Here is a 23,082-nt window from a genome sequence, read left to right on the forward strand (position 1 = left end):
GAAGCTTTTATGAGTACTCAACAAGCACAAGGATACATGCCGCAACTGGATGGTTTGAGAGGTGTAGCCATTCTTGCCGTGATGACCGTGCATTTTGGTCTGGGCTCACTACTTCCAAGCGAGCAGTACAGTACCGCATTCCGCGGAGCAGGATTAAGTGCATTTTTTGTTTTGAGCGGTTTTTTGATTACTGAGAATCTTCTCAAGCAAAGGCCCGGCCATCCTCTCACGATGGGCTTATTTGGTAAGCACTTACTGATATTCTTTATGAGACGTGGATTTCGAATATACCCGGCGTATTTTTTCCTGATCTTGACCCTGACGATTATTGGATTTGAGGGTATTAGCAAGGTAGCAATTTGGCACTATATATTTGTTGCCAATATGGATTTCGCGCGTTATGTGGACATCACGTCAAGTTACGCGCTTGCACACGCGCCTACGGCACATTTGTGGTCCATATCGGTACAGGAGCAATTTTACCTTGTGTTACCGCTCGCAATATTTCTCCTTAGGGGCCGCGCGCTCGTAGTCGCCATTATATCGGCAATTCTTATCGCGCCTTTGTGGCGGTTTTACTGGATTTTTGTCGACAATTCCTCGACCACAATTCACCATCTCTTCGCATTGCCATCGCTGCTGGACACTTTGCTGAGCGGATCCCTACTTGCACTCTATAAACGGGACTATTGTGGAATCAGAAGTCAATGCTCCAGGTACATGAATAGGGTCGTGCCCTTAGCTGTGGCAATTACAGTCCTAATGATTTGCAGCAAGGGCGCCGGTATAGGTTCTCGCTACACCACCCTCCTTTTTGACCCGTTTTTTGCCATCAGTATCGGCTATGTCATCTACAACGCATCCAATAATGTCAATAACGCCGCGGGCCGCTTCCTCAACTTTAGGTTCTTACGCTTCCTCGGCCAAATCAGTTTCGGGCTTTATCTATACCATGCGTTTGCACCACATCTAGCGGACTTCGTATTTTCCGGCACTTCACTATCACCAGATAGGTCATCGCTGCTATGGGTGCTGTCTTACATAGCGATCTCCGTTCTGTTGGCGTGGGCATCACTGAAAATCATAGAAAAGCCTGCTCTGGCTTTCCGCTCAAAAATTATCCACCGCATCAGGTCCAGCGCCAACAGGAATATCGGTACACAGGGACTTCAGCCGCATACGTAGCCGGTATATAATGCTGCACTTCACAAAATTTGATATTGGCATGGACATTGCTCACAAATTTTGTAAGGCCTCGCAGGTTTGCCGTAACGATTGCGTCAATAACCGGGCAATAAGAAGAACTGTAACTCGGCTTCGATAAAATATGGCTGTGCGAGGGATGCGGGACCAGCTCCAAGCTTTTGCGCTGACACAGCTCACAAGAAGACGACATTAACGTTTAGCTGATTTGTACGCCAATTCTATCGTTGGCGATCAACAAACTGTACTGCACCTAAAGGAATTTGGTGCCACTAATGCCCACGGGGGAGGGGCAACTATGAATCAGGGATGGATTCGCATTCACCGCAGCAGGTTAATCGCCTACTATCGTCTGCTCGATTTAACCTTCATATTCGGCACACTATTGGCGTGCCTGTTTTTCCTGGACCATACACTGACCAAAGACTGGTTTATTGCCGCTCTACTGGCCACTATCTTTTTCGCAGTCCTATCCGAATCATTTGAGCTCTATCGCTCCTGGCGTATCGACTCTTACCTAAAGATGTGCGGTAAAACGTTCCTTGCCTGGGGTGCTGTGTGCTCGCTACTCCTGCTTATCGCTTACTTTGCCAAGGTGGGTGAGCACTATTCTCGCTTGGTGATTGGCCTCTGGTTCTTAACCACACTGGTTGTGTTGAATCTATGGCGTTTCACGTGGCGCCAGGTCCTGTTTTCTCTCCGTATGCATGGGAGGAACGTACGTCAGGCGGTAATTATTGGTGTAACCGACTCCGGCATAAAACTCTATGAGGACTTTGCGTCCAGCCCGCAGCTCGGAATTACCGTGAAAGGATTTTATAGTGCGGATGTGAAGTTTCCCGAGTCCGAAGTGTCCCAAACCAACAAAGCCAAAGTTAACCTTCTCGGTACTGTTGAAGACGCGGTGGCTCTGGCCAAGGTGGGGGAACTCGATCTTGTATACATCGCACTCCCAATGCGGGAAGAAGAAGCCATTGGCGATATTCTCACCCGTTTCGGAGACACCACTGCAACTGTGCATATTTTGCCGAACTTCTTTGTTGCCAACATGCTCCATGCGCGCTGGCATCAAGTAGGCCGAAGTAACTTGCTCAGTATCTATGACACACCTATAGAGGGCTTCAATAGCTGGCTGAAACGCCTCGAAGACCTGGTCTTGGGTACTTTGATTCTGATTCTGCTTTCGCCTGTCATGCTATTTGTATCGGCGGGCGTGTTAATTTCTTCTCCGGGCCCAGTTCTGTTCAAGCAGCGCCGCTACGGACTGGATGGAAGAACGATTGACGTTTGGAAATTTCGCTCAATGGTGACTCAGGATAATGGCGTCCAGGTCAAGCAAGCTACGCGCAACGATGCGCGAATTACAAAATTTGGCAGCTTTATTCGCCGCACTTCACTGGATGAGCTCCCGCAGTTGTTCAATGTCATTCAGGGTCATATGTCTATCGTTGGTCCTCGCCCACATGCGGTGGCTCACAATGAGGAATATCGGCGGTTGATCAATGGCTATATGCTTCGCCACAAAGTGCGTCCCGGAATAACCGGGTGGGCACAAATCAACGGTTGGCGTGGAGAGACAGACACTCTTGATAAAATGAGCAAACGAATTGAATACGATCTGCACTATATAAGGAATTGGTCACTTTTTTTTGACTTTCGCATTCTTTTCTTAACGATATTCCGCGGTTTTGTTTCCAAAAATGCCTATTAGAACTAGGTGTATGACTGAAATACTATCGGGGGAAGATCAGTGAAAATTACCAAGCTGCAATCGAATACATGTTTAGCGGTGGGACTCGGAAGTTTTTTGGCAACGTCCGTTTCTGCAACACCGATAGCGCTTCCAGGCGGCATAGACCTGAAGCCATCCCTGGATAGCGCACTTAATTATGACGATAACGTTACCAATTCCAGTACCGATCAGATTGAAAGCTGGCTAAGTACACTTACTCCAACCCTTCTCTTTGAAGCAAGTAACGGCGTAGATTTCTATACATTTGAATATTCATTGGAAGGTGGTCACTATTTTTCCAGTGAGAGCGATAATTATACAGACCATTCTCTTTCTGGTAGTGCCAAATGGGAAATAACAAATAATTTTGACATCGAACTAGATGTATCCTGGTTAAAGGATCATTTAGAGCGAGGCATTGGATTTACACAAGGCATCGGCAACCTTGCTGATGGCCCCGATAAGTTTACCGAAGGCCAGGTAAAAACGACATTTAGTTATGGCAGCGCGTCAAATCCACTGATATTCGATTTCTCATTGGGCGCTGACAATACCACTTACGACCGCATCTTGCCGCTACCAGGACGCGACCAAAAAAGTCAGTTTGCTGGTATTAGCACGGGCATTCAGGTCGGAAGCCGGACAGCCGTTGTCGCAGAAATTGATTACAGTGAAATTGATTTCGATTTCACAGTCAATGGTGCTCCGGCCTCTTCACGCGGGCTGGACAACGAGCAGATCGATTATCTTGGCGGTATCGACTGGAGTAGTGCAAAAACAGATTTGAGTATTCGAGTGGGTGAGCGTCACAAACGGTTCATCAACAATAGCCGCGAAAATTTTGTTGGCCCAAGATGGATACTCAGTGTCTCTTGGTCCCCTCTGACCTATAGCGCCATTTCCCTTACAAGCCAGCGCCGCACCGACGAGCCCCGCGGCTTCGGTGATTTTATCGATACCACCGCGCATTCGGTTAGTTGGCGACATAATTGGACGACCAGACTCGGGACCACACTGGCCCACGCCCGACAAAAGAGTGATTACTTTGGCATCGAGCAGGTTGATAGCAGCCATACCAGCACAGCTTCACTCAGCTACAATTTCAGGCCGTGGATGAGCTTTCAGGTGGGAGCTTCTCACTTCAACCAAACGTCGACGCTAGACCGATTGAATTTTGAGCGCAACATTTCGTTCATACGAGCGACTGTTTCCCCTTAAAAAAAGCATGCCCAACGCCTTAAAACGAATGTAATTCTATTGATATGAGAATAAATACACTGCATCAGTTAGTTCTAATTGCGATTTCATTGGTTGGTTGCACTCAAGCAATCGCGCAGGGGTTCAATTCTTATGATTACGAGCTTGGTCCCGGAGACCAGATAGAAATCGTTGTGTTTGGCGAAGACGATTTAAGCATCGACTCTCAGATAGGCGATAACGGGGTCATAAATTACCCGTATATCGGTGAGCTTCATGCTTCAGGATTAACGATTCGCGCGTTACAGGACATGATAAAGAGCGATTTAAAAGGTGATTATCTGGTCAACCCGATCGTACAAATATCCATAGCACAATATCGGCCTTTTTTTATCGATGGGGAGGTCGAGGTTCCGGGTGGCTATCCCTTCCAGCCTGGCCTTACGATTTTGAAGGCAGCTGCACTTGCACAAGGCTTTACTGAGCGCGCGTCTCGCGAAAAAATATTCATTACACGTGAGATTAACGGCGAAGAGAAAATAGTAAAGGCAGAGTTAGGTACCCATATTCGCCCGGGCGATATCGTAACGGTCGAACAGAGATTTTTTTGATGAATAATATAGATTCGAATCACTATGGTGATAGCTTTTCATCGGAGGAATTTGTAGACCTTCGAAAATACTTCAGCATACTCTGGTCTTACAAATTTCCTATAGTAACAGTCGGGCTAATTGCCGGAATCTTGGCTGCTGGTTTTATGTGGCTTCAGCCAAAACAATATCAGGCAACATCCACTATTAGCTTTGCAAGTGGTCGCGCCAATATCGTGCAAATTCGTGAAATTGTAGAAACCGGCAATGAAAACCGAGACTATTTGCAAACCCAGGCAGAAGTAATCCGTTCCCGTCAGCTGGCTTCTCGCGTTGTCGAACGACTCCAACTCACAAAAGCTTCTTTCGACGCACCGCCAAACGCGATCACCAGTTTATTTGAATTAAACGGCCCAACCAAACCTGCCTCAGAGTTAGACAGCGACGCGGCAATGCAACAGGCAGATCAAGCCGCGCAGGAAAGCAGTGAAACCGTTCCTGTTTCAGATGCCCGCACTTCAGAGCTTACCCCTGAAGAGGTGGTATCGGCCAATAGCGCCCCCACCAGTGCCCTTCTGGTCAATATGCTTATTAAAAACCTCTCGGTAGAGCTAGTCCGGGGGACACAGCTGATTACCATTTCCGTAGTCACCCATTCTTCAGAACTTTCCGCCGAAATTGCAAACACACTTGCAGAGGAATATCTCGCCAGCCAATTAGAACAGAAACGTGACGTGGCCTCCGAAGCAACTGACTGGCTGGGCGAACGGCTCGATGTGCTACGCACTAATCTGGAAGAGTCTGAACAGACGCTTCTCGCGTTCCAGCGCGCGGAAAACCTCGTAGATGTCGATGGTGTGCGTGGACTGGCCGCACAGGAACTCAATGAAGTCACAACACAATTGCTTGTGGCAAAACGTCAGCTTCAACAGGTCTCTACCAGCTATCAGCTGGTTCGACGCAGAGGAGACGACACTGAAGCGCTGGCTTCGCTTCCTCAAATTCAGGAACAACCAACGATTCTGGCGTTACGCCAACAGGTATCTGACATTCGGCGACAGATATCCGACCTCCAGCTTCGCTATGGTGCAAAACATCCGCGCATGATCGCTGCGGTCAATGAGCTTGATTCTGCAAATAATGCATTGGCGGACGAGATTACGGGTATAGTTTCGGTAATTGTTGGCCAATACGAAGCCGCTCAAGCGAACGTAAATGCACTCGAGGCTGAGCTCCAGCGGGTGAAGGATGATTTTCAGGAGCTTTCCCGAAAGGAAATCCAATTTGAAGAACTGAAACGCCAGGTAGAAATTAACCGTGAGCTCTATGACACCTTTCTAACCAGAGCCAGTGAAACTTCACAGGGAACAGGATTTGATAAAGGCAACGCGCGCATCACGGACCCGGCCGTGCCACCCCTCGAACCACTTGACAACAAATTTAATTTGATTGTTTTCGCAGTCGTTATTGGTTCAGTTTTATTATCTTCCGTTTTCGTTCTGATATACGAAATGGTACAGGACAGCATACGAAATCCGGACGACGTGGAATTAGTGTTAAAACAAAAAATGTTTGGACTGATTCCATTACACAAACAAAATAATACGGAGAGTAATTTCTCAGCAAGGTCGTACTTTGATGAGACATATTTTCAATATGCCGAATCCATTAAGACATTGCGCACAAGTCTTGTACTGTCACACCTTGATACACCGGCTAAGATCATTGCCTTGACATCATCGGTGCCAAGCGAAGGAAAAACAACAGTTTCGACTAGTTTGGCATTCGCATTAGCACAAAATGAGCGTGTTTTGTTAATTGATGCTGACTTGCGTAGGCCTTCCGTGGGAAAAACCTTTGGTTTTGCAACCAAGGTACCAGGCCTCACCAACCTTATCGCGGGCACTCACAAAGCCACAGAATGCGTGCACCGGGACGATGCTTCCGGCCTTGATGTCATGCCGTCAGGTCCGATTCCCCCCGACGCACAACAATTACTAAATTCACTGCGGTTTAGCAATACAGTTAAATTACTGTCCAAGCAGTACGACCGTATCGTGATTGACACCGCGCCGGTGAATGCGGTCAGTGATGCACTGATGATTTCACGTATATCGGACGCAACATTGTTTGTGGTCAAATCTGGATCAACTCGTCGGAAGGTGATCCTGAGAGGCATTGAACGATTGACTCAGGTGGGCATAAATATCGATGGCATCATTCTGAATCAAGTGGATGTGAACTCCAGGTTCGCGCGCTCTGAAGAGTTCTACGGTTACTATGGCGGTCAATACGGTTATGGTCAGTCTACCGATGACCGCAGTGAGAGCTTAGCGGCTCCCCGCTCGGTAAAGCTTGAGACTGTATGATTGACTTGCATTGTCATATTCTCCCGGGGATTGATGATGGAGCAAAGGATCTTGCGCACGCATTGGAACTTGCCCGAGCGGCGACAGAAAATGGTATTACGCACGCTGTATTGACACCGCACATTCATGTCGGCCGCTATCTAAACGACCGCGCATCAATTTCGTGCGTATTTGAAAGGTTTCGCACCGAACTAATGCGGGCACGCATCCCATTACGTGTTTCCTTCGCTGCCGAGGTCCGGCTTGGCAGCGATATTCCGAGAATGATAAGGAATGACCAGATCCCCTTTTTGGGTAACTGGGAAGGTAAACGCGTCCTGCTACTCGAACTCCCCTATCAAGGGATCCCTCCCGAGACATCACATTTTGTGAAGTGGCTTTTAAAAAATGACATCTGTCCTCTAATAGCACATCCGGAGCGGAATAAAGGTGTTCTGCGCAACTTCAATCAGGTATTTTCCTTGGCCAGAATGGGGTGCCTCTTCCAGGTGACCGCCGGTTCAGTTACTGGTGCCTTCGGTGAGCCCGTGAGGTTGTGTGCCGAAAAGCTGCTTAAGACAGAACTCGTCACAGTTTTAGCGTCCGATGCACATCATTTGTCGCGCCGACCGCCAATCTTGGAGGCCGGCCGTATAGCAACAGAAAAAATCCTGGGCGAATCAACTTCTTGGGAACTTGTACTAAGTAACCCCGGTCGAATTGCGAGCTGCCACTTTTCAACTCAGGTGGGACGGGCGCAATAGATAGATAACAAGAGATAACAATGTTTCATAAGCTATTTACGGTTAGCATTTTTTTCCTGTTTTTAACCGGTTGTGGAGGCGGCGGAGGTTCCTCCGACACTACTGAAGCCAATCCTGATCCTGACCCGGATCCACCCGTACCCACGGAGCCACAACCCGAAGCGGACCCTTGGGAAGTCAACTGTTTTACCCAGCCGCTCGAAAGCAGCAACAACACTCAACTTCCGACATTAACGGAAGGGCCAATGCCCAATCACAGCGGTTCCATGTTGACTGAACATATGGCGGCGCTCGATCTGGTGGACTACCAACAGGCCACTCACGTGGCGGTCGCCAATGGAGACTGGTGTGACGCCACCGTCTGGCATAACGGTGACGTACCAGGAACAGACGCAAGGGTCGTAATACCGGAGGGCTTCAAAATTACTTACGCCTCGGTCAGCGATGCAGATCTAAAAACCCTTCGTGTCGATGGCGAGCTGTCCTTTGCAACAGACAAACCCAGTTATTTACTTGTCGATACCATATTTATCGATCCAAGAGGACGCCTTGAAATCGGCACTCCTGAAAAGCCGGTTGCGGCAAACGCTCGTGTTGCCATTGTGTTTAGTGATCGAGGTGCGATTGATACCAGTTGGGATCCGCTGGTTCTTAGTAGAGGCCTAATTGCGCATGGGCAAACGACAATCCACGGCGAGCGAAAAACAACGCATTTGAAGGTAAAAGAAGACCCAGCAAAAGGTGACGACACCATAGTACTGGCCGAAACACCGCGCAACTGGCATACCGGGGACCAAGTTGTCATCGCGGGGACCTATTACAGTGGCTGGAAATGGGACAATGACGCGCAAGAAGAACGCTATTTCGGCACCCAGGATGAGGTCCGCACGATTGCAAATATCAATGGAAATGTAGTCACGCTATCGGAACCCCTGAAGTATGATCACTTTACGCCACGTGCCGATTTACACACGAGCGTTGCGAACTTTTCCCGCAATATCACTTTTCAAACCGAAAATGCCGACGATCTTCCGGTTTTCCGCCGGGGACACGTCATGTTCATGCACAGCGATAAGGTCGATGTCCGCTATGCAGAATTCCGGCAATTAGGCCGAACCGATAAGTCCGTTCCCAGCTCAGAAGTTGATCAACTGGACATCGTTCGTGCTGATAGCAACGTCCGCGGCCGGTATCCCTTTCACTTCCATCGTACAGGGCTAGACGATCCGAAGAACCCGGCAATTGCGGTCGGGAATGCGATTTTTGGGTCGCCTGGCTGGGGCCTTGTACATCACGATAGCCACGCAAATTTTTACGAAAATGCCAGTTTCGATACCCACGGTGCAGGATTTGTCGCGGAGAGTGGCAATGAAACCGGTGACTGGGTCAGAAATATCGCGATTAAGGCCCAGGGAACGAAGAATTTTAACCCCAAGAATGGCATGGACCGAGAAACCTATGACATAGCCCGTACAGGCGAAGGTTTTTGGTTTCAAAGTCGTATGGTTCGTAGTTTTGCCAATATTGCCGCCAGCGTAAATCATGGCTTCGTATACCTTCATCGAGGTACCGGCATGATCAACTTTCCTGCGCAGCAATATATGCTACCCGAGGCGCTAGGCTATGGAACGCTAGTCGCGCCCGACGACGTGCCTATTCGAGCATTCGATGATAATGAAGCGTTTGGCTGTCAGGTGGGGCTATATATCGTGAAGGCCAACCCCATGCAGCAACATGATATCTATACGGTTCTGTCTGATTTTACGGCATGGGAAGTAGAAGCCGGCGCAGCTGCTGAATACACTTCTCACTACTTGTTCAAAAACTTTGATGTTATCGGCAATACGCCAGAAGAATATCGGGACCCTGTATTTGGCATAGAAATGGGTAATAATTCTTCCGATATGGTAGTACGAGACAGCCGTATAAAAGGATTCCCGGAAGGTATTCGCCTAAGTAAGTTCCACACGGAAGACAGGTGGAAAGGTAAAGACCAGTTTGTATTGATCGATAACCACATTGAAGGCGCTGCCACGGAGTTCGTTGAACTAGATACAGACGCGGATACCTTTGTAAACGGGGCCGACCTGGTTACGAGTCGTTTTGAGATTCATCTCAATGACGACCTGCCGATTGAGTATCTAGACCCTTCCACGGCAGATGGAGCGGGGATTTCCTATTACGGCAGAAAAGTAGATAGTATTGGTGAAAACCCATTGCCCGGTGGTGGGGATGAGCTACTTACCGTGGCTGCGGACATGATCGGCCAGCTAAAGCATGAGGGTTACCGGGAGACCAGCTCCGGAGATGCCTATACGGTAATCGAACAGTATTTTAGTGATCGTGCGACCGGCCGTATCCACAAAGTAGGACTGAAAACACGCTTGGGAGATAATGTCATCGCCGCGATCAACAAAAATGACAGCCCCTGGAGTGTTGCAAGATTCGATGGCTCCATAGACTTGGAAAGCCGGCCTCCGTCTGTAGTCGACGATGAAGCCCATACGGCTTTTGAGCAATCAGTAGTAGTTGATGTACTGAAAAATGACTCCGATCCCGACGGGGATTCAATCTCAATCGATGGAATTGTCCAACCGAGAAACGGTGTCGCATTCAAAAATACAGATGGTACTTTCGAATACAGACCCAATATAGGCTTTAGTGGCGTTGATATTGTTCAGTTCTGGGTATCTGACTCAAATGGAAATTTCGTTGAATCAAATTTAACCGTAAACGTCGCCACACCTTAATACAATTACCTGAGCCGTCATCTGTCTACACTGCCGCAGCAATTACGCAATGGTGACGGCCAGGTAAATTCCTATCATTAAAAGACCGGCAATATCTGCCAAGACATTTGCGTAGCGATTTACTATGGCGTACGCGAGTGAAATCAAAAATGCAAGTGCCGACCCCAAACATAGACCATAGAGCATACCCGATACGGTTTCCGTGGCCCAATAGCCAGCCAACATACATCCATATCTCAATACCGCCATAGAAAGCGATATATAAAAATGGCTTCGGCTATCGCCAAGCACCAACAATGTATTCTGATATAACAGCTCTAAAAATCTCAGTGCACTGTTAACAGCGAGAATACTGAGGAAAGTACCTGCCAGGGTATATCGTTCATCATAAAGTAGCTTCACCAGATAAGGCCCAAATACAGAGAGCGCAAGAAATACCGGGATAATAGCCAGGTTGCTCGCCCAACGCAGCCTATATACGATCGCGGGAAGCTTTTCACGATCCTCTCGTACAATTCTGGACAGCGCCGAAAACCCTACATTAGTGATAATACGCTGAATAAGTTCCTCGAATACCATTACGAGCGTACGAGCAATCGTAATCAAACCCAGAACTTCGATCGTGACTAACGCACCCTGAACCAGCGGTAAACCATGCCCACTAAAGAAATTCACCATCGTGGCCAGCAATATCCAACGGCCAAAATGAATAATTTCACGCGCACTGTCTTTCTGAATCGTGAAGTGGTGCGCATGATATGGTAAGACCAGATACCCCAAAACAGTTTTTATGAGGCTGGCCGCTATAGAGCCCACCGCCAGAGCCCAAACCGTATCATAGACATACGCAAATGCGATGGTTATCGCCGTTCCAGCGAATGTAGACAGAAATTGTACGGCGATAACCCGCGCCAAACGCAACTTCCGCATTTCCAAAAATTCAGAAATTGACCCGAACCCTTCAATGACTGCTGAGAATCCCAAGAAGCAGATCAATGGGAAAAGAATATTTTCGCCATAAAAAATCGCCATCGGAGCAGCCAGAATGCAGGTAATCAACCATAGCACCGCTCCACGAATGATTTTTAATGTCCACGCAGTATTAACGAATTCCGGTGAATCACCTCGGGTACTTTTTACGACCGAAGACCGAATACCCAGATCACTGAACATGGCTAACGCAAGAACAACGACATTCGCGATTGCCATGAGCCCGAACGCTTCCGGGAACAGAATGCGAGTAAGTACAAGGCTAGACACAAGTTGGATAGCTTTTTGTCCACCAAAACCGAGGACAAGCCAAAATGATCCTCGTAATGAAGACGCTCGTGTCCCATTCCCTTGAAAATGGGACATCAGGGATTGGACGCGAAACGCTATTCTTCCTTTTATTCCATGCGTCGAAGATCGGTGTATTAATTCGGACTGCACATAGACTCCATAAATATTTCCCTATATTTTTCAAACATACGCCGTCAATTTGGTCTGGTATTCGAAGTCGAAATTGAAAGCCAGGGCGATAACGGGTCTGGCTTCAATCGCACTGTGCGTGAACTCCATGTCGAATTCTTCGTTACGCCGTCGCCAAATGACGATCGGAACTCTTTGCCCGTCCTCACATCCAAGACGCGCTGATGAGAAGGATAATCGAGACTTATCGAAAATTTATTGTCGCTGGCGACAGCGGTTAAGAAGCCTTTTGTACAGGACGCCAGTCTCCCGGAAATGCAGATCATTGAAAAAGATCCTTTACCACCCTGAAGTCTTACGCGATATCCGCCGATATCCCGAAAAATCGGCTTTTTCGAGAAGTCACCCGATACAGCTAGTATCCTTGACGAGCGCGCAATAAACTGCCGATTTTCGACATCGCGGAAAAACTCGTTTTCAAACTCCGAGCTCGAGGCCTTTTGGGCACCAGGTCTGGATTTCACTGGAGGTTGGACGGTAATTTCAAAATCACTCCGCTCTTTTCCGGGAGTATTTCTTGCGTCGGGGCTCAACCAGGGAAATATACTGCCGTAACTCATATCTACAGAAAATCTATGCTTCTCGATAGCGTCGCGTATTGCGATATTTTCGCCCACGGAGAGCTTTCCGCTTAACAGAGTCTCAATATTCGCGGACAAAATAGCGTCGGCATCAGGTCTAGGTAATAATTTATTGCGAAAGATATACGATGAAGCGGGCATCATCGCAAGCAATTGGTAGTCATTATATTGTGACCACTGATCATCATGGAGGCTCCCGGGGCCATTAAGCGGCCGCTGAGAATAACCATATTGCAGCATGGCGTCCCATCCCTGCCTTACCCCTACAGCTGCCAACCAGATCGGCAGGGAATCCCTTCCATCCTGTTTCGGGACCTTTGTATTCCACTCACTGACGGTAAGTGGTTTTCCGGCGACCTGCGCAGCGCCGACCCAGTGCACCATTCCCGCATCAATTTTTGGGCCAATTTCAATCTCTTGTGGCTCTCCGTAAATGTGTACATCGATAAAGTCGCCACTTGCAAGCGATGGGAGGGAATCCGGGCCCATTTTACCCCAGCTGCTCGCACCAGAAACGGGGACCCTTACGCCAATCTTTCTCAACTCAGATTGCATTCTCTGATAATAACTCGCCTCCAAAAAATTCCATTGGAGCTTCTGCTTCGCGCCTTTTGTGAACGTATATTCCTCCTTTCCGACGTAATCTGATTCGATCTTCCACTGCCGCAATAATATGAGCATATTTTTGTTATGCAACGGTGCCTCACGCTCATGCATATTGGCACCAAAATGTCGTGTTAGATCATTTTCATTATTGACGAGAATCATTGCAATCGCCGGATCGTTCCTATATTCAAGCCCGCTATAGCTATTTCTGTGCGTTAAATATAGCTTCGCGAACTCCAGCATTTTGTCTTGCATCGAAGCGTTTACATAGAGATAACCCTTGGGGGAACCAAGACGACCACCGTGCCTGGTTTCACTAAACGCAGCTATTTTTTCTTCTTTGTTAAACACTCTACCGCTATGAAGATCAAGCCAGATATAAATGCCTTCCGCCGCAAGGCAGTGTATCCACCAATCCAATTTTTCTATGGATTCTTCGCGAATATATGCACGGCCAATATCATCGTAATCGATAAGATTCGGTACTACCCAGGGTGAATCATGGTGGTGGAACCTGACCAAATTTATCCCCATGGCCGCCATTCTTCGCGCATGTTTTCTGACGTTTTCCCGAGATGTGCCAAACAAGGCATATGCCTGTAGATTCACTCCCCAAAAGCGGGCCTCATTTCCGTTATCAAATACAAATTTCTCGCCATTTACTCGCAAAAAGCCGGGGTTTGAATCCTGCCTTGAAATTCCAATCTCGGGAAAAACACGATTTAGTTCTCGCCATGGGAGATCTTTTGGCGCAGCCGCATTAGCGTGTAGAGAGCAGAGAAAGCCTATAAGCAGGCAGGTCGTAAGGGATACTACATTGTATCTCGAATTTAGGATGTGCATTGTTCCGCACGGCTCCTCGACGAGATGAGAGTCAATTGTGCAGTTTGTCTCTTCGCAGACCCAGTTGAATCGGCAAGATTATTTCGTGCAAATGCGCCTGGATTAGAAGGGGGTGTTCGGGCTGGCTTACCCGGTATCAGCTTCGAGTTTTTACGGTGAACAAGGCGTACAGGTTTTGTCGAGGTCACACCCAAAACCGCACCCGCAACAAACCAGACAATTTCACTCAATGAACTATTGGGAATCTGATCCACCATCAGTACGACAAGCAAGATCGAAATGCCGGAAAATATTTGTTTTTGACCAGCATCACGACCGCCAAATACCAGCTTCCCTGCTCTTAATATGGGAGAGATCAGTAGGCCACTAATGGCCAGATAACCCAGGACGCCAGCGGTTCCCAATACCATCACCCAGTATCCATCTGTTACGGAGTCGTGAAGACGATTCCGTCCCCACCCGCCCCAACCCAGCCACATCTTTTCTTTTGCGTGGATCAGCAAAGCGGATTCATGATTGAATCGGAAGGCAAGTGAATCCGCGCGATCCTGTCCAAATACCGCTGCCGCATCCAGTACCGACTCTATCGGGAACCATCCAAGAAGTGACATTAATGGGTAGAACACAACGAGTACCGCAATCGACAATGCGGTAATTTGCTTTACTCTCGGTGGTACCACCAGGATGGTTAGGATAGCGACCATACCTAAGATCCATGCTCCAACCGATTTGCAGAGCAGAAGAATGACCAGAAGAGAAATCAAAATAAGTAGACCGGGAATGCGCGTCAATGAGAGGCGCATGGTCGTGAGAATAGCGGCCGCCGTGCATGAAATGACCATCAGCATCGATACAAGCAGGCCGTGGCCGATAAATACGACAGGTCTAAACCCTCCGAACCGGACTTGCTGAATAAAATCATGGGGGAAAAATCCATATACCCATGTGTGCAATTGTGGGCTCATGCGGATTTCAAACAGGATTGCCGGTGTATAAACAATCCCAGCAATAATCAACAACCGGACTAACTGTACCAACTCCGCTCTTGTCCGGACGACCGCAGCCCCGAGCAAAAATGGTACAAGGTCAAAATACGATTTCAGGGAGAACGAAATTCCATCATATAACGTTAATCCCTGTATAGTTTCCTCACCATTAAAATAGGGTTCCGGGTTATTTAGGGCGGAAAACAATGGAAAAACTATTACAGAAATAAATAGGATTTTTTCTCGTAAATTACCGGGGGTTAATGGCACCCACCTTCTTTTTACTACCAGACACCACAACATTGCAGACAATGCGGGTATCGACGTTTTGTCAAATGCAGGCAGCATTGGGAGGTCAATTCCAACGCGAACCGGCAGTAGCAAATAGCCACCAGCGATAGTCCAGAATGTTGCATTGAGGGCCGAGAGACGACAGTAAAGCACAAAGGATACCACCGGCCAGGCAAGCAACATAAAATACGCAAAACTATTTGCCATATTGGATATCCATTTACCCGTTCAATATCCACCTGGAATTGGCTTAACGGGTCTAATATAGGCTTGCCGGAGAAATACTACGATAGATGGAAGATTAAATGCATTCCGCGCATATCGTTTTAACAGTCTTCTTGGGTTTAAAGCGAGGCGAAACAGCCACTCACAGTGAAGCTTCTGCATCCACAACGGCGCGCGGCGCTCTTCTTGCGCGATAAAATTCAGAGAGGCGCCAACACATAGTGCAACGCCTTTATTCAAAACATCTGCCAGTTTGTGGGCAAATATTTCTTGTTGAGGTGCACCAAGCGCAAGAAAAATATAATCAGCGTCTGCTTCTTTACAAAACCGAGCAAGATTCGCCACCTCATCAGGTTTATTTATGAATCCCATAGAAGGGTTTTTATGAAGAATACACAGACCCGAATATTTTTTTCTGACTTTATCTACGACGGATTCGGTTCCTCCAATAATTAGCACGCGATCTTCTTTCATAAGAAAGCGCTCAAATATATTAACTGTCAGGTCACTTCCAGTCATCAAGCTCGTTTGACCGTGACCGGTCATTACAAGGATCTTTTGTAAGATTCGACTGTCACACAGAGACAGTCCAGCGTACTTGTATATATCGATTAATATATCGTCTGCGGGCGCTTTAATTATGTTTTGCACATGATCGATATTAGGAGTGACTATGTACTGGTAAGATCTCTGTTCATCAGATTTATTGCTACGTAAAAACGTGAACACATATTCCGTGTCTACATCATCTACATAAAATCGTCCAAGATTTTTTCGGTGCATTATTTACGTCCTCCTATTCCTTTATGAGTTACGCTCGGTCAGTTCTGACCCAATCCTTTTGTGGCTTCCTCATAAAGAATCGTATGTAGATGGTTAACTTTTTGAGAAAAAATGGAAAAATTTTTAACAAGTCTGATGAATCTATTAATCCCCGCCCCACAATAAACCAGGCAAGTAATAGAGCGACGCACACAATCGACAAGTTCAGCAAAGACAACAATAATGGAGCAGATCCGCCAACTGCAGTATATAAGAACGTTAGCGGCGCATTAATCAAGACCACAAGTAGTAGCAGTGAGACCGGCGGTATTGCAATATCCAGTCCGACGGTAAGCAAATTTAAATCTCGCCGTTTAACGGCGCGCATAAACGTGCGCGGGAAAACATTAAATATCGTCGATAAATGGCCGTGCTCCCATCGAGTTCTTTGTGTCACCGCAGATTGCTCGGTCGCTGCCATTGGACTCCATACGTTTATTTCCGGCAAGAACTTTGCAGACCTGCGTTTGACTGCCAGGTCGATTCCCAACTGCATGTCTTCGACGATATTGTCTGTTCCCAATTGAATCCCGGAGAAATGGGCTCTTTGAAACGCCATACCTGTACCCATTAGTTGGCAAGGTAATCCTAGAAATGCCAATCCACTCGGTCTCAGGTAATTTTTTACGCGCCAGGCGAACTGCGATATTCTCGCTGAAAGCTTTTCGGAGTTTCTGGTTAATTGATAGTTTGCTTGAACGGGTCGGTCATACTTTTTGACGGCTGCCGCAAGTTTCGGTAGAGCAGATTTTTCTACATAACAATCTGCATCAAGCACGATTATTATACCTTCAGGCTGAGGCCTCGTGTCTTCAATGCCCTTAGATAGGGCGTACCCCTTGCCTCGCCTTGATGAATCATTTCTTTCAATTACCTGAGCGCCACACGAACGCGCGATATCTGCGGTATTGTCACTGCAATTGTCAGCGATCACATATACTTTTTTGAGATGGCCGAGATCAGCTCGCAACGCTGCCAATGTCTCTTCTATAATCAGCGCCTCATTATGTGCGGGCATTAGCACGATAAAATCATCTGAAAGGTCTTTATTCTCGGAGACTCGCGCTCGATTAATACTGAAAGCACCTATCGCGACTTCCAATAAAAATAAAGATGCGAGCACCAAAATACAGATGCATATCAATGTGAGTAAAATATCAAAAAAAATCATAGGTCAGCTCGAAAAGTGTATGGCCAGCCGCGACGCCTCGGTTGCCGAATTGTGATACTGCTCGACCTTTCGATACCCGGATAGGCCCATCTTTTCACACGTGGTATTGGAAGCCTGAACCGCCTCGATTAATGCTTCAGTCAACCGCTGTCTCGATCCAGCAGGGATTACCCATCCTTGCTCGCGATGTTCAACCAGTTCAGGTATGCCAGCGATATACGTGGTGATTACTGGCTTTCCCACCGCCAGAGCTTCCATAATTACGACCGGCAGCCCCTCAGCGAAGCTCGGCAAAACCATGGCTTTACAGCTATTGAGGTATTCTTTTACTTGTAAACTGTCGATCCAGCCGGTGATCTCTATATGGCGGTCAAGGTTGTATTCGGCGATCTTGCGCTCCACTTGTGGGCGCATTGGCCCGTCACCGGCCAAAATAAGCCGAATCGGGTAGCCAGCTGCGACGACGTCTTTTACTGCTTCGACCAGTAATAGCTGCCCCTTTTGCTCACATAATCTGCCAATGCAGACAAAGGTATTGTTTTCAATGGAAGGACTTGTCGTAGCCATTTCCAGCTTTTCCTGGAGAAAAGATTGATCAAGTCCGCAGCGTACAATATGGATCTTGTGCCACGTATCGGAATCCACCAGTCGATACAATTGGCTTCTGCAGTAGGATGATATGGCAATCACAAATTTTGCAGCGCATATCTTTTCAGGAAGGTTAATGGCAGCTGGCTTGTCAAATTCTTCCGGGCCATGAACCGTAAAGCTGTAGGTAAAGCCCCCTAATTTAGCCGCCAGCATCGCAACGGTTGTGGAATTCGTGCCGAAATGCGCATGTATATGTTGTATTTTTTGCTCCTTTAGCCAGTAGTGCAATATTATCGCTTCGATAAAATAGGCAATATGACGAAGAATCCCCCGCTCCGACTTGTGGCCCATTTTCATTGCGAAAACTAAGGTTGCGAGCATCGTTACGTTTTTCTCAAATAGGCATTTTGCCACTGCAGTTACAATCGCCGTCTTTGGGCATTCAAGAATATATCGTGTTTTTTTTAGTTCCTCTTTATCTAGAGGGTCTATCACTTTTTGGCGGTCAACCTTTACCGCAAAACGAGCGACATCTACATTTTTTTGTTCAAGAGCAAGAATTTCTCGCCGGATAAAGCTATGACTTACCGACGGATATTGGTTGACAAAGTATGCTATCTTCATGGTGGAATATTTTTATTTATACTCAATAATTGTATATTTGCCCGACGAAAGATATCGACGCATGAACTTCAATGCGCCTAGCGCCTGGAAAAATTTGCCAATCACCAGAAAAAATGCGTACATAGATGCGGTTCCGGTTTTCATGTGCCGGTGTCGCAGGTTGGAATATGTAATTTTCAGATAGAGCAATGGATAAATGAGTAACGCAGACAAGACGAAGGCATTTATAGTAATGGCCGTTAACATAATGACTAATGGCAGTCCGGCGCCCCAAAACAAGATGCTCAAAAGTTGCCTTAACTGAAATTTCTCTGGACTCTGGCCATGCATTGCAACTGCCTGTGCATAGGCGTGCCCACTTCTTTCCGACCGCTTCGCAAACTGTCCAAAACGATACATTGCTGCATCGTGAATCGTCATTTCCTCGTTTAGCCGAGCAATTTTCCAACCTTTATTTCGCAATCTAAAACAGAGCTCAGGCTCTTCTCCAGCAATAACCTCCGGGTCAAATCCATCGACAAGCTCGAACAGTTCTCGTCGAATCATGAAATCACCACCGCATTCTTTGGCGTCGCCGATCGCTGTGTCCCATTCAATATCACAGAGCATGTTGTATACGCTGGCCTGGGGCGCGATTTCACGTCGCCTACCGCAAGCGATGGCAGTATCTGGATGGTTATCAAGGTAGGTTTCTGCGGTCATCAGCCAGTTTTTGTCGAGGATGCAATCGCCATCGACAAACTGTATATACTTTAGCTGCGGACATTTTTTTATAAGCGTATGAAATCCGGCGTTCCTGGCCCGACCAGCACTAAATATTTCCGAAGTGCTGAGTTCATAAACGGTGCATCCAGCGTTCTTAGCCGTTTCAATACTGCTATCGGTAGAACCGGAATCTACGTATACGGTTTGCAGTCCATACTCCTTTAATGAGTCCAGGCATCGCCTGAGTCGTGGACCTTCATTTCTTCCGATAATTACAATACCGATTTTTGGTACAGAAGCTGTTCCGCTCATGAGGCGACCCCGACTTTTTCTGTAACCTGGTGTTCAGGCAATTCTACTCTTCCAGCTAACTGCTGTGAGACGTCTTCATAATAGGTATCACACGCATGGGTTCGACCCAGGAGTGACTCGAGAATTTTAAAGTCTTCATTGAATATTATTTTTAATTTTTCTTCAGCTTCCTTGGAAATTTCTGGTCTATTTTGCATGCTTAGTTTGGTTTTGATTTTCTCGCGCACATATTTGGGTACCAAATTTCGTCTGATTGACCTTAGTAAGCTATTGTCCAAAAGAAATTTATCTAATGGGAATCTGCGAATGCGCTTACTTGAAATATTACTGGGCGCCTTTTCATACTTCCACGTCACGCTTGCGTCATATCCAATAAACTCACACACGCTCTGCAGAACGGGTGTGGGGGAGCTCTTTATCTGCTCAAAATGAACAAGAAGGATATTTTCCCGCCCAAAGCGGTCCACGAATGGCTTAATTTGCATTCCATATTTACTGTAATCGATCAACTCCGGGTGCGTTTTCAGAGCATCCTCGATGGGACAGCTAATCACGCCCTGGCTCCACTCATGAATGTACTGTGATATCAACCTGTCTACCGGGTGCCTGATTACGTAGATGAGCTTGGGTTTTTTTATGTTTTTTGCAATACGCTCAACTGTTTTAGGGTAAGTTGGCAGTTTCGTGTAGTGTGTACTGGCTTCACCGCATATATCGCCATCAACAGCTTCAGCAAACAGCGATTGGTACCATCGTGGTCCTTTTCTATAAATTGCATCGTCACTGAAATAATTAGGCTCTTTGAGTTCCGGCATATATATGCCCGGCAACTCCCGTAGCTGTTCGTATAGTGAAGTCGTGGCACATTTCATAGCGCCTATGATCAGAAAGCTGGGCGGGTTATTTTCCATTGTTTTGTCACACGCAGAGAACTATGAACGGGTCATTTTTGGCAAGACCCAGATGTCTTTCCACTCACTCACCGAGGCTGATGTATCTTTGCGGCCTGCAAAGCGTTTTAGCTGACGTAGCGCGTGTCCTGCCAACCAGCAGATATTGGCAAATACGAGCTTTGGGTAGCCGCCGCGCAGCATAAAGTACCTTGCGCGTGACTCATAAAAATATTCCGGTAATCGTTTTTTTTGTATTGCCCGCCGTTTGACACTCGAGCTACCACCGCGCAGATGTACGATCCGCGCTTGTGGTTCATGTCCAATACGCCAGCCAGCGTTTCTTGCCCGACGACAGAACTCTGCATCTTCGAAATACATGAAAAAATTTTCGTCGAGCAATCCAATTTGCTCAAATACCTGTCTTCTGATCAGTACACAGGCGAAACTGGTCCAATCTATCGTCGATAGCGTATCGCCGATTTCTATGGCAACAACTTTGTGTCGAAATAGTCGCATGGCGACACTCAATTGCGCACCACGCAAGAATTCACTGGTCACCCCTTGATCTCTAAAACAGCTCTCCTGCGGATGACCGTCAAGGAATTCGAGTCTCGGCCCCAACAGGCCTATTTCTTCGTCGGACTCTATTTTACGCATGAGGGTTTTGATGCTTTCTGGTCTGACAATAGTATCGCTATTCAGAAGCAGATAATATTTCGCATCGATAATTCGGATGCCCTGATTATTACCAGCGGCAAATCCGCCATTCTTGTCCGACTCGACAAGCGTGATTCTCTCGCGACTTTCCTGTGGCAGTGTGTTGCACCAGCTCCGAATACTGAGCATAGAATCGTCACCAGATTTATTGTCAACAATGGCGATTTTCGCGGAGATAGGGGCTAGTTCCGGCAGCAGACTTTCCAGGCAATCGATTACCATTGTTGGCGTGCGATAATTGACAATCACAACGCCAAGACAAATTCTTGTTTCGCTATCCATAGCTTGTCCGTCGTCATTTGAAGGTTTTGAAAATTTCAATGCAGTTCTCATCTGCATGTCCAATTAGATTAATTCAAAAACGCTATTTCAGCGCTTCTGCGTCGATTGCATTTGTCTTTAATATTGTTTTACCTTCCCAACGGGTAGCATTCAGCTTTCTGGCTACCAACTGTTCCAGCCACAGAAAGAATCCCCATTTTCGAATCTTAAAATGTGTTTTATAGATTCTGTTTTGGAGTGGTATGTAAAACTTTTCCCAGGGTGAAAGTGGCTGATGGGAATAACTGGTGACTTCAAAGCCTGCTCGAGGTATCAATGAACCTAGTCGAAGTTCCACCCAACGCACATCCCGGGAGGACATTTTGGTTCGCCATCTGTTGGCGTATTTTTCGGAGGGAAAGCTGTAACTGGTGTCCTTTTCAATTTGTACCATCGCCGGATCGAAATTAACGCCCAGGAACGCACAAATGTCTTTTAGCACTTCAGACGGAGACGAAACGAGTTTCTCGTAGCTTACTTCCAGAATTTGCTCAGCTTTGACTCTGCTTCGCAAAATAGTCCGGTGCTGCTCCACTTTTTCCCAGAAATATGCGCCCTCATAAGTATTTCCCGCCCATCCCATGCCAATACATGAATTGGCAACGTCGCGTGGGTCCCTATTGAGGCTTATAAAACGAGCGTCTGGCCAGATCGCTGGCAACAGGTCTATACGCGAATGTACAGTTGCACCTATAACGCGCCGGGGATTACGCCGATGAATTTGGTTCAGAAAATCCCGGATAAGCTCTACATAATCAAGCTCGGCCTTAAACTCTAACCCCAGCGCCAAAGTTTGACGGTCAGTGGCGATGAATCTCTTGTAATCCGACAATAAAGGCCATTGATTTCCATTGGCCTGTGACACAGCGCCTTCGAACTCTCCAAAAATTCGAATTTCCGGGTGATGGTCGAGAAGTAGACGTAATAAGGTAGAACCAGAACGTAGTGGACCAACAACGAACACCGGGCTGGTGACTGGATCTTCGTGTTGACCCATCGTAAATTGAGACATTTCCCTGATCTCTCCATCTGCACCTGAATCCATGGCACAGTATTTTTAGTATCACCGCCTATTTGGTTACAGCCAGTGAATCGATTCCGATAGCTTTAACTTGCGATCTCGAGGACTAAAGGCGCCCACATAACAATCCGCATGCAAATACGTGACCAATTCCGTATGACGAATCACGCTACATGAAGTTTGTGAAAATATTGGTAAGGATTGAAAACTGGAAGGACAAAAAAGCCGCCCATGAACACCAGAAAGGTATCCGGACTTGCGATCCGTGGGGTATCCAATGCAATCCTTGCACTGCCGCTAACGGCTTGAACGATATTCG

General features: G+C 47.1%; 17 protein-coding genes. 7 read left to right on the forward strand and 10 right to left on the reverse strand.

The features are described from left to right. The first annotated feature begins 9 nt into the window (after window positions 1–9). From HUW35_RS05995 to HUW35_RS06025, 7 genes are all read left to right on the forward strand, one after another. Window positions 10–1,185, forward strand: a complete 1,176-nt coding sequence (locus tag HUW35_RS05995; RefSeq protein ID WP_181254701.1) for an acyltransferase — start codon at window positions 10–12, stop codon at window positions 1,183–1,185. Between the two features lie 316 nt (window positions 1,186–1,501). Beyond that, window positions 1,502–2,914 (forward strand): undecaprenyl-phosphate glucose phosphotransferase, encoded by a 1,413-nt coding sequence (locus tag HUW35_RS06000; RefSeq protein ID WP_181254702.1) that lies wholly within the window; start codon window positions 1,502–1,504, stop codon window positions 2,912–2,914. A gap of 39 nt (window positions 2,915–2,953) precedes the next feature. Next, window positions 2,954–4,153, forward strand: coding sequence for an outer membrane beta-barrel protein (locus tag HUW35_RS06005; protein ID WP_181254703.1), 1,200 nt, complete (start codon window positions 2,954–2,956; stop codon window positions 4,151–4,153). A gap of 44 nt (window positions 4,154–4,197) precedes the next feature. Continuing rightward, entirely contained in the window at window positions 4,198–4,743 is a 546-nt protein-coding gene (locus tag HUW35_RS06010) for a polysaccharide biosynthesis/export family protein (RefSeq protein WP_181254704.1), read from the forward strand. Next, window positions 4,743–7,091 (forward strand): polysaccharide biosynthesis tyrosine autokinase, encoded by a 2,349-nt coding sequence (locus HUW35_RS06015; protein WP_181254705.1) that lies wholly within the window; start codon window positions 4,743–4,745, stop codon window positions 7,089–7,091. The genes HUW35_RS06010 and HUW35_RS06015 overlap by 1 nt, the downstream gene beginning before the upstream one ends. After that, a complete protein-coding gene (locus tag HUW35_RS06020) occupies window positions 7,088–7,834 on the forward strand; it encodes a tyrosine-protein phosphatase (protein WP_181254706.1) in 747 nt (248 codons plus the stop codon). The genes HUW35_RS06015 and HUW35_RS06020 overlap by 4 nt, the downstream gene beginning before the upstream one ends. 20 nt (window positions 7,835–7,854) lie before the next feature. Then, window positions 7,855–10,584 carry a G8 domain-containing protein gene (locus HUW35_RS06025; protein ID WP_181254707.1) on the forward strand — a complete coding sequence of 910 codons (2,730 nt, stop codon included), beginning with the start codon at window positions 7,855–7,857 and terminating at the stop codon, window positions 10,582–10,584. A gap of 42 nt (window positions 10,585–10,626) precedes the next feature. Here the strand turns inward: HUW35_RS06025 and HUW35_RS06030 are convergent, their stop codons facing one another. The 10 genes from HUW35_RS06030 to HUW35_RS06075 all read right to left on the reverse strand — a co-directional run bounded on the left by HUW35_RS06030 (window position 10,627) and on the right by HUW35_RS06075 (window position 22,787). Further along, window positions 10,627–11,940 carry an oligosaccharide flippase family protein gene (locus HUW35_RS06030; protein WP_255463601.1) on the reverse strand — a complete coding sequence of 438 codons (1,314 nt, stop codon included), beginning with the start codon at window positions 11,938–11,940 and terminating at the stop codon, window positions 10,627–10,629. Between the two features lie 119 nt (window positions 11,941–12,059). Then, window positions 12,060–14,084: a hypothetical protein gene (locus HUW35_RS06035; protein WP_181254709.1), complete on the reverse strand. Its 2,025-nt coding sequence runs from the start codon at window positions 14,082–14,084 to the stop codon at window positions 12,060–12,062. Then, window positions 14,072–15,568 carry a hypothetical protein gene (locus tag HUW35_RS06040; protein ID WP_181254710.1) on the reverse strand — a complete coding sequence of 499 codons (1,497 nt, stop codon included), beginning with the start codon at window positions 15,566–15,568 and terminating at the stop codon, window positions 14,072–14,074. Before HUW35_RS06040 ends, HUW35_RS06035 begins: the two co-directional genes overlap by 13 nt. Before the next feature lie 21 nt (window positions 15,569–15,589). Further along, on the reverse strand, window positions 15,590–16,369 hold the full coding sequence (locus tag HUW35_RS06045) for a WecB/TagA/CpsF family glycosyltransferase (protein WP_181254711.1): 780 nt from the start codon (window positions 16,367–16,369) through the stop codon (window positions 15,590–15,592). Window positions 16,370–16,397: 28 nt separating this feature from the next. Then, window positions 16,398–17,579: a glycosyltransferase family 2 protein gene (locus tag HUW35_RS06050; RefSeq protein WP_181254712.1), complete on the reverse strand. Its 1,182-nt coding sequence runs from the start codon at window positions 17,577–17,579 to the stop codon at window positions 16,398–16,400. 3 nt (window positions 17,580–17,582) lie between these two features. Beyond that, the gene (locus HUW35_RS06055; RefSeq protein ID WP_181254713.1) at window positions 17,583–18,794 is read right to left on the reverse strand and encodes a glycosyltransferase family 4 protein; all 1,212 of its coding nucleotides are present in this window, start codon (window positions 18,792–18,794) and stop codon (window positions 17,583–17,585) included. A 12-nt stretch (window positions 18,795–18,806) separates the two neighbouring features. Further along, complete coding sequence (locus HUW35_RS06060; RefSeq protein WP_181254714.1) at window positions 18,807–19,811, reverse strand: glycosyltransferase family 2 protein; 1,005 nt, start codon at window positions 19,809–19,811, stop codon at window positions 18,807–18,809. Further along, window positions 19,808–20,722 (reverse strand): sulfotransferase, encoded by a 915-nt coding sequence (locus HUW35_RS06065; protein WP_181254715.1) that lies wholly within the window; start codon window positions 20,720–20,722, stop codon window positions 19,808–19,810. The genes HUW35_RS06060 and HUW35_RS06065 overlap by 4 nt, the downstream gene beginning before the upstream one ends. 21 nt (window positions 20,723–20,743) lie before the next feature. Beyond that, window positions 20,744–21,754 (reverse strand): glycosyltransferase family 2 protein, encoded by a 1,011-nt coding sequence (locus HUW35_RS06070; RefSeq protein ID WP_181254716.1) that lies wholly within the window; start codon window positions 21,752–21,754, stop codon window positions 20,744–20,746. Window positions 21,755–21,785: 31 nt separating this feature from the next. Then, on the reverse strand, window positions 21,786–22,787 hold the full coding sequence (locus HUW35_RS06075) for a sulfotransferase (protein ID WP_181254717.1): 1,002 nt from the start codon (window positions 22,785–22,787) through the stop codon (window positions 21,786–21,788). Window positions 22,788–23,082: the final 295 nt, after the last annotated feature.

The sequence above is a fragment of the Microbulbifer sp. YPW1 genome, from assembly GCF_013367775.1.
Lineage (GTDB): Bacteria > Pseudomonadota > Gammaproteobacteria > Pseudomonadales > Cellvibrionaceae > Microbulbifer.